Here is an 8,405-nt window from a genome sequence, read left to right as displayed (position 1 = left end):
GGAAACCGGAAACATGCGTTCCGCCCTCAATGGTATTAATATTATTTACGTAAGAAAATATATGTTCTTTAAAATCGTCGTTATAGGTAAGCGCCACATCAACCGCTACATTGCTGGCCTCATCAAAGCCTTCCACATATAATGTTTTTGGCAAAAGCGAATTGCGCTTGCCATTGCGGTCGAGCATTTCCACAAACTCCACAATACCGCCTTCGCTGTAAAAAACTTTTGAGTAGGTGTTACCGTTTTCATCCTTTTCACGCAAATCATTTAAAGTAATATTGATGCGCTTATTCAAATAGCTTAATTCCCGCAAACGGCCTTCCAGAATATCCCTGTTATAAACTGTTGTTTGAAATATCGTTCCATCGGGCCAGAAATGAATCCGCGTACCTGTTTTATCCGATTCGCCAATTTCTCTTACTGCATACTGTGGGATACCGGTATGATATTCCTGTTCAAAAATTTTACTGTCCCTTTCAACTGTAACATGCAGTTTGGTGCTTAAAGCATTCACGCAGCTTACGCCCACACCGTGCAACCCGCCCGAAACCTTATAAGTGTCTTTGTTGAATTTACCACCGGCATGCAAAACGGTCATAACCACTTCGAGGGCGCTGCGTTTTTCCTTGGCCATAATGCCTGTGGGAATACCGCGCCCATCGTCCTGCACGCTTATACTGTTATCCTCATGTATGGTTACAAAAATATTTTTGCAATAGCCGGCCAGGGCTTCGTCAATGGAGTTATCCACCACTTCATATACCAGGTGGTGCAGGCCTTTCACGCCTACATCGCCAATGTACATCGCGGGCCTTTTGCGCACCGCTTCCAAACCTTCCAAAACCTGTATGCTTTCTGCGCCATAACCTGGCTGCGGGGTGGGATCCTGCTGATTTTCATTCATAAAAAAGAGAAAAAAAAATAATCGTTATCGTAAAAAAATAAAGTTTGCAAATTTAATGAAAAATAAAGGGTTTAGCGAAGTAAAACCGGCATTAATTGCAGGTTTTAGCGAATTGTTTTTAATTGTTGAAAACCCGGCAATTTATCCACATTTTTGAAGCATAAGTTTAATAGTTTACAACTCATGCGCTCACAGGTTTTAGGGTTGGTTTAATATCAGGGTTAATTGTTTTTGTTACCGGCAAATATCGTTGTGGCATCACGGTTGGCTTGTCCCGATTTTTCGGGAGTCACTCACCTTGTACTGCATACCTTTATTCAGCATAAAAACACCATGGCATACCGCAGCATTGCGGGGATTGTGGTTTTCAGTTATAGTTTCCTGTTCCATATCATAAAATATGCGCACAGGGCACACGGGGCCAACAGGTATCTTCTCTGTGCATTCCGTTTACGCTGTGCGAAAACAAAAAACCGCAAACTTGTGAACCTGTGCACTCATGAACCCGTGAACTTGTAAACCGCTGAGCTTTAGCCCAATGTTTTAGTTTTGCTTTTAAACAAATCAACATTTTGCGCGACATATTTTTTAAACATATTGCCCAAACATCGCCGGCGCCAATCGGCCTCGAGATTGTAAAAGCCGAAGGCATTTACCAATATGATAAAAAGGGCAAACAGTACATTGACCTTATATCGGGTTTTAATGTGGCCAACATTGGCCACTCCAACCCGAAAGTAATTGAAGCTGTAAAAAAGCAGGTGGATGAGTATATGCACCTGATTGTTTACGGTGAATTCATAGAAACGCCGCAAACGGCGTATGCCAAATTGCTCACAGAACATCTGCCTTCAACGCTTAACTGCATCTATTTTACCAACAGCGGCGCCGAAGCCACCGAGGGCGCTTTGAAACTGGCCAAACGCGCTAACAGCCGCACCCATATTGTTGCGTTCAATAAAAGTTATCATGGCAGCACGCAGGGCGCATTAAGTGTTATGGGCGATGAATATTACCGCAATGCCTTTCGCCCTTTATTGCCCGGCATTGTGCATGTTGATTATAACAGCGATGAAGTGTTTGATTGTATAAACGAAACAACAGCCTGTGTAATTCTCGAAACAGTGCAGGCTGAAAGCGGCATTACCGTGCCATCAAAAACCTGGATGCAGCAACTCAGAAAAAAATGCACCGAGCAGGGCGTTTTACTGGTGCTCGATGAAATACAGGCAGGCTTTGGAAGAACAGGCACATTATGGGCTTTTGAACAATTTGATATTGTGCCTGATATTTTACTGCTGGGCAAAGCATTGGGTGGTGGCATGCCGCTGGGCGCTTTTATAGCCAATAAACAACTAATGCAAACCTTAAGCTTTAACCCCGTGCTCGGTCATATTACCACTTTCGGCGGGCATCCTGTAAGCTGCGCTGCAGGCAAAGCGGCATTTGAGGTATTATTAGCCGGTAATTATATAAACAATGTAAAAAAGAAAGAAGCTTTTTTAACAGAGCAGTTGCAGCATCCATCCATAAAAAAAATAAATCATTTTGGGCTATGGGCCTCCTTACAATTTGAAAGTATGGAAACGGCTCAAAACATTATTCACAAATGTGTTGAGCATGGCTTAATAACCGACTGGTTTGTTTTTGCGCCCGACAGGCTGCGCATTGCCCCGCCACTGATAATGGAAGAAGATGAAATTGAAAAAGCGTGTAAGATTATTTTGGAAGTGATTAAAAATTATACCCGGCGTTAAGCGCTGCCAGCAAGCCAGAATTAAAACTTCTGTTGGCCAGGCATCTTAAGCTGGTTATCCTCAGAAATATTCTGTGTTTGCAACATTTTAAAAAAATCTGTACTTTAGAATTATAAAATGATACGCTAAGCCATTTTTAAATCTTTAAATATTTTATTATGAAAAACAAAACCTTTACACTTCTCATTTTTTTGATTGCCTGCTTAAGTAAAACGAACGGTCAACAATTTTATACGCCCAACCCATCCAGTCCGATTCTTGTAAATAAGTAACCCGCATTACTTAAACAATAACCTCTTCAATTACCCACACAGAAGGCTGGTTCCTGTCTCGGTTATAAATTATTTCATTCACTTTTTACTTTTCGCTAATGATCGTCAGCACTACCTGTAAAATTTGCCATAACACATCAGATAATCTGCTTTTCGAAGTAAGGGAAATGATGTTCGGCTTACGGGAAAAATTCCCTTATATGGAATGTTCTAATTGTAAGTGTATTCAGTTAATGCAAATTCCTGAAAGCTTTAGCAAATATTACCCGGATAATTATTATAGCTATAATGGTAACCCTGAAAATAAAACAATCCAAAAATCTTTTTTTAAAACCTTCAAAAGAAACCTCAAAGCAAAATTGCTTGATAATTATCTTGAAGGAGAAAATTTGATAGGCCGTTTAATGAAAACAAAGTTTAATGGCTATTACCCATGGATTAAAGCAAAAACATTTAAAAGCACATCAAAAATTTTAGACATTGGGTGCGGTTCCGGCGAGCTGCTATTAAGAATGTATAACGATGGCTTTCGCAATTTAACCGGGGCAGACCCGTTTATAGCGAGGCCAATTACCTACGAATGCGGGATAAACATTTATAAAAAACAATTAGAAGAGTTAAGCGGCAACTATGATATTATTATGCTGCATCATGCATTTGAACATTTGGCAGAGCCTTTAAAAGTATTGCAAAGCATACATAATTTACTTGCTGCAGAAGGACTGTTAATTATAAGAATTCCGGTAGCTGATTGCTTTGCCTGGCGCAGGTACGGAACTAACTGGGTACAGCTGGATGCGCCACGCCACATTTTTTTGCACACTCCTAAAAGCATCGAAATACTAAGCAGGCAATCGGGTTTTGAAATAGAAGATATTATTTACGATTCATATTATTTACAATTTGCAGGCAGCGAAAAATATTTGCGCGATATAGCTTTAACAGATAAAACTGAATTATTTACCAGCGATGAGATTAATGATTTCAATAAAAAATCTATTGAGCTTAACGCGCTCAGGGATGGTGACCAGGCGTGTTTTTATTTAAGGAAAATGAATTGAGATTATTCAGTTGGGATTATATCATCATAAATATTTTAAATTCAGTTCCCGTATATTTTATTTTACACGAATCATTTTTTATTTTCCTCCATTGCTTTAGGTTTGCGGCAAACCAAAAAAATAATGAGCATCACCGTAGTTGGGACAATGGCTTTTGACGCTATTGAAACCCCTTTTGACAAAATAGATAAGGTTATTGGCGGCTCGGCAACTTATGTGGCTTATGCCGCATCTTTTTTCGAGCAGCCCATTCAACAAATTTCAATTATTGGTAACGATTTTCCACAGGATGAACTGCAAACCCTGCAGGACAGGGGCGTAAGAACAGAAGGCGTTGAGCTGGTGCCTGATAAAAAATCTTTTTTCTGGAGTGGCAAATATCACCTCGATATGAACAGCCGCGACACTTTGATTACCGATCTGAATGTTTTAGCCGATTTTAACCCCAATGTACCGGACAGCTACCAAAACTGCGATTTCCTGATGCTTGGCAACCTGGCGCCCGCCGTTCAGCAAAAAGTAATCAGCCAGTTTAAAAAACGCCCGAAATTAATTGTGATGGATACCATGAATTTCTGGATTGAAACCACATGGAACGATCTTAAACAAACACTTACTATGGTGGATGTTTTGCTGGTTAACGACAGCGAAGCCAGGCAAATAACCAACGAATATTCACTGGTAAAAGCCGCGCGGAAAATTTTAACAATGGGGCCAAAATTCCTTATTGTGAAAAAAGGGGAACACGGCGCTTTATTGTTTCATGAAGACAAAGTGTTTTTTGCTCCGGCCATACCGTTGGATGAAGTATTTGACCCCACCGGCGCCGGCGACAGTTTTGCGGGCGGCTTTATTGGCCATCTTGCAAAATCAAAGGATGTTTCTTTTGAAAACATGAAAACAGCTATTATTGTTGGCTCGGCCATGGCAAGCTTTTGCGTGGAGAAATTTGGCCCGCAACGCCTGAAAGAAATTTCAATGGAAGATATTGCCGGCCGTTTGCAGGAATTTGTACAGCTTGTTAACTTCGATATTACTTTGGTATAACAGAACAGAACTGCTTTGGTGCGATAATTGAAAATAAATTTCCCATAATTTCAAATATGAAAAAATTCTTGTGGGCGGTTTTTATCATCAGTGCTGCCATGTATTCCTGTAAATCAAAACACAGGCAAAAGGCTATTGAAGCTGATCAAAGTATCAATCAAAAAACGTCTTTCAATAATTTATTTATTGACAGCAATACCATAAACGGTTTTTTATCCAAACATCCCGAATATGCAAAATTCGGAAAGCAATACAGCGATTTTTATAAGCTGCGCAACTATCAGTGCGCATGGTTTGACAGCAGCGGCATGGGCGAACAGGCTTATAATTTTATGAACCTGCTGGCAAGCGCTGTTGATACGTATAATGACAGCAGCTTATACAATAAAAAGCTGTCCGGTGAAGTGGATGAATTTAAAACCGATACCTCACATAAAGCCATAAGAACCGCTCCTGATATTGTAGCCACAGAATTAATGCTTACCGGCCAGTTCTTTATGTATGCTTCTAAAATTTATGGCGGCAGCGATATAAATATCCGGGAACTGGGTTGGTTTATTCCGCGTAAAAAGCTCAATCTTACCGCTATGCTCGATTCGCTTATTGCGAATAAATCAGATATCAGGAACAGTGAAATCCCTTTAAGCAATGCTTACAAAAAACTGCTGGATTATCTTGCTGTTTACCGTAAAATAGCGCAAACCACTGCATGGGATTCACTGCCTTACCCTGGTAAAGCTTTTCACAAAGGCGAAAAATCTCCCGAATTAATAACAATCAAACAGCGTTTATTTGCTTTGGGTGATCTGGCTGAAAAGGATACAACAGATGTTTTTGATTCATCGCTTTTAACAGGTGTAAAAAAATTCCAGCTGCGCATGGGTGCAAGCCCCGATGGCGTAATCGGGAAATCTTTTATTGCGCAGCTTAATGTAACGCCAGCCAAAAGAATAGAACAGATACTGATAAACCTGGAACGCCTGCGCTGGATGCCACCTGTAAACGACAGTACCAACTCAATTGTTGTGAATATTCCCGAATACAAAATGTATGTGTATGACAGCGGCAGGCTGCAATTTCCGATGAATGTGGTGGTAGGCTCATCGGCAACCGGTACGGTTATATTCACAGGTAATTTAAGGTACATCGTTTTCAGCCCCTACTGGAATGTGCCGGCCAGCATTGTAAAAAAAGAAATACTGCCGGGCATTGCACGCAATCCCAATTACCTGGCGGCGCATCACATGGAGCAGTTTGGCATGCAGGCAAAAGACGTTCCCGCCATAAGGCAATTGCCGGGCGCTGACAATGCTTTGGGCAGGGTAAAATTTTTATTCCCCAATAACTTTGATATTTATTTTCATGATACAAATAATCATGGAGCATTTAATGCATCTAACCGGAACATCAGCCATGGCTGCATCCGTTTAAGCGATCCTAAAAAACTTGCCATGTACCTGTTACGCTACGATACAACCTATAACAGCCAAACGGTTGACAGCCTTATGAACCTGGATAAAGAAAAATGGATAACGCTTAAAAAAACAGTCCCGGTGGTGATAAGTTATTATACAGCCTTTGTGGATAGTACCGGCAAGCTTAATTTTCGCAATGATATTTATAAACACGATTCAGCCATGGCTGCCAAACTGTTTATAACAAACGGTAATTTAATGGCGGTGAAATAAAAGATTTTAATCAGCGCTATAGTGTGTGGCCGGTTGTGCGTATTTTTCGTGAATCGTCAATGTCGTTTAGTTAAGGAATGTTTGTAAAGCACTCTCCTGAAAAACAGCTTATATATTTACTTCGCCAACAAGGAATACACTGCCGCAAACTAAAACCAGGTCTTCTTTATCCGCGTATGTAAGCGCCGCGGCAACAGCGGCATGTACATCAGGAAAATCTTTTCCTTTCAGGCCATACAGGGCAGCAAGATCAGCAAGCGCTTTTTCATTCAGCGCCCTTGGCAATTGTGCTTTCGTAAAATAATATGCAGCAGAAACCGGCAGTAAAGACAGCATGCTTTCAACATCTTTATCTTTTACAAAACCAATAACCAAATGCAGGCGGGTATAAGTTTCCAGTTTCAACTGCTCCAGCAGTTGTTTTATGCCAGCCGTGTTATGCGCCACATCAACAATTACGGAAGGGTTTTCCTTTACTTTTTCCCACCGGCCATGCAGGCCCGTAAGATGTTTTACTTTCTTTAAAGCCTTTTCCACCTGTCCTGATTTTATATGCCATCCTTTTAGCTGCAACTGGTGTATGACTTCACAAACGGTTATTATATTTTTGGTTTGATAAACGCCTGGTAAATCGAGCAGGTAAGTATAGTGCCCGCCCTTTCTCACATCAACCACTTCCGTTTTCAAATGATTGTTCTCATAACTGAAATCCTGCACATAAAAATTTTCCTGCGCAAAGATCAGGGGTGCATTTTTTTCTTTGGCGGAAGATTGAAAAACCGGCTTTGTTTCGTGCAACACCTCTCCTATTATTACAGGAATATTCCGCTTGATGATGCCCGCTTTTTCATAAGCGATCTTTTCAAGCGTATCGCCTAAAATGTTTGTATGGTCGTAACCAATATTCGTGATGATGGAAAGCTCGGGCAAAATAATATTCGTACTGTCCAGCCTGCCGCCAAGGCCGGTTTCAATAACAGCCACATCTACCTCCTGCTGTGCAAAATATTCGAAGGCCATGGCCACGGTTATCTCAAAAAAAGAAGGCTCCAGCAGTTCTATCTGCGGCTTTATTTTTTCAGTGAAATCAATAATAAACTGTTCGGTGCACATCGTTCCGTTTATTCTTATCCGCTCCCTGAAATCTTTTAAATGCGGCGATGTATATAAGCCTGTTTTATAACCTGCCGTTTGTAAAACCGCGGCGAGTATATGGCTTACGGAACCTTTGCCATTGGTGCCGGCTATATGAATGCTTTTAAACTTTTTTTGCGGATTGTTTAATGCAGCGCACAGATGTTTTGTGTTGGTAAGGTCTTTCTTATAAGCATCAGCGCCAATGCGGCTGAACATGGGCAACCGCTCGTATAAATATGCAAGCGTATCAGCGTACGTCATACTGCAAAGTAAAATGAAAGATATGAGATTAATCTTAACATGAATACGATGGCAGGGCAAACGCATTAAAATTCTTATGAAGCCATCGGCTCGATTCATTTTGTAAAGCCGTGCTTTAGCACGGTTATAGATGAATTTCGATAGAGGTGAGTGCCAGCGGCACAGCCTGCCCCGACTATTCGGGGATGCATAATGTAACGAGCCGATGGCTCTCAACAACATTTTGGTGGTTTCAAACGGGTTGAAACCCGTTTTTACAATATTTTTTCGAGGCT

6 protein-coding genes are annotated in these 8,405 nt (G+C 41.0%); 4 read left to right on the top strand and 2 right to left on the bottom strand.

Annotated elements, in window-relative coordinates:
* A partial coding sequence (locus QM629_RS04570; protein WP_415157649.1) for an ATP-binding protein occupies nt 1-907 on the bottom strand: 907 nt, incomplete at its 3' end.
* 572 nt (nt 908-1,479) lie between these two features.
* Here QM629_RS04570 and QM629_RS04565 point away from each other — a divergent pair.
* The 4 genes from QM629_RS04565 (at nt 1,480) to QM629_RS04550 (ending at nt 6,732) form a co-directional block, all read left to right on the top strand.
* Nucleotides 1,480-2,664 (top strand): aspartate aminotransferase family protein, encoded by a 1,185-nt coding sequence (locus QM629_RS04565; protein ID WP_415157647.1) that lies wholly within the window; start codon nt 1,480-1,482, stop codon nt 2,662-2,664.
* Between the two features lie 472 nt (nt 2,665-3,136).
* A complete protein-coding gene (locus QM629_RS04560) occupies nt 3,137-3,997 on the top strand; it encodes a class I SAM-dependent methyltransferase (RefSeq protein WP_415157645.1) in 861 nt (286 codons plus the stop codon).
* A gap of 123 nt (nt 3,998-4,120) precedes the next feature.
* Nucleotides 4,121-5,044 carry a PfkB family carbohydrate kinase gene (locus QM629_RS04555; RefSeq protein ID WP_415157643.1) on the top strand — a complete coding sequence of 308 codons (924 nt, stop codon included), beginning with the start codon at nt 4,121-4,123 and terminating at the stop codon, nt 5,042-5,044.
* A 56-nt stretch (nt 5,045-5,100) separates the two neighbouring features.
* Complete coding sequence (locus QM629_RS04550; RefSeq protein ID WP_415157641.1) at nt 5,101-6,732, top strand: L,D-transpeptidase family protein; 1,632 nt, start codon at nt 5,101-5,103, stop codon at nt 6,730-6,732.
* 108 nt (nt 6,733-6,840) lie between these two features.
* Here the strand turns inward: QM629_RS04550 and QM629_RS04545 are convergent, their stop codons facing one another.
* Nucleotides 6,841-8,130 carry a bifunctional folylpolyglutamate synthase/dihydrofolate synthase gene (locus tag QM629_RS04545; protein WP_415157639.1) on the bottom strand — a complete coding sequence of 430 codons (1,290 nt, stop codon included), beginning with the start codon at nt 8,128-8,130 and terminating at the stop codon, nt 6,841-6,843.
* Nucleotides 8,131-8,405: the final 275 nt, after the last annotated feature.

Source organism: Parafilimonas sp. (assembly GCF_047606085.1).
Classification (GTDB): domain Bacteria; phylum Bacteroidota; class Bacteroidia; order Chitinophagales; family Chitinophagaceae; genus Parafilimonas.
Note: the sequence above shows the minus strand (reverse complement) of the source record. Positions and strands in the feature narration are given on the sequence as shown.

What these genes read in the sequence shown, in the direction of transcription:
- QM629_RS04560 (WP_415157645.1), top strand. Translation starts at nt 3,137, where the DNA reads ATGGAATGTTCTAATTGTAAGTGTATTCAGTTAATGCAAATTCCTGAA.
- QM629_RS04555 (WP_415157643.1), top strand. Translation starts at nt 4,121, where the DNA reads ATGAGCATCACCGTAGTTGGGACAATGGCTTTTGACGCTATTGAAACC.
- QM629_RS04550 (WP_415157641.1), top strand. Translation starts at nt 5,101, where the DNA reads ATGAAAAAATTCTTGTGGGCGGTTTTTATCATCAGTGCTGCCATGTAT.
- QM629_RS04545 (WP_415157639.1), bottom strand. Translation starts at nt 8,130, where the DNA reads ATGACGTACGCTGATACGCTTGCATATTTATACGAGCGGTTGCCCATG.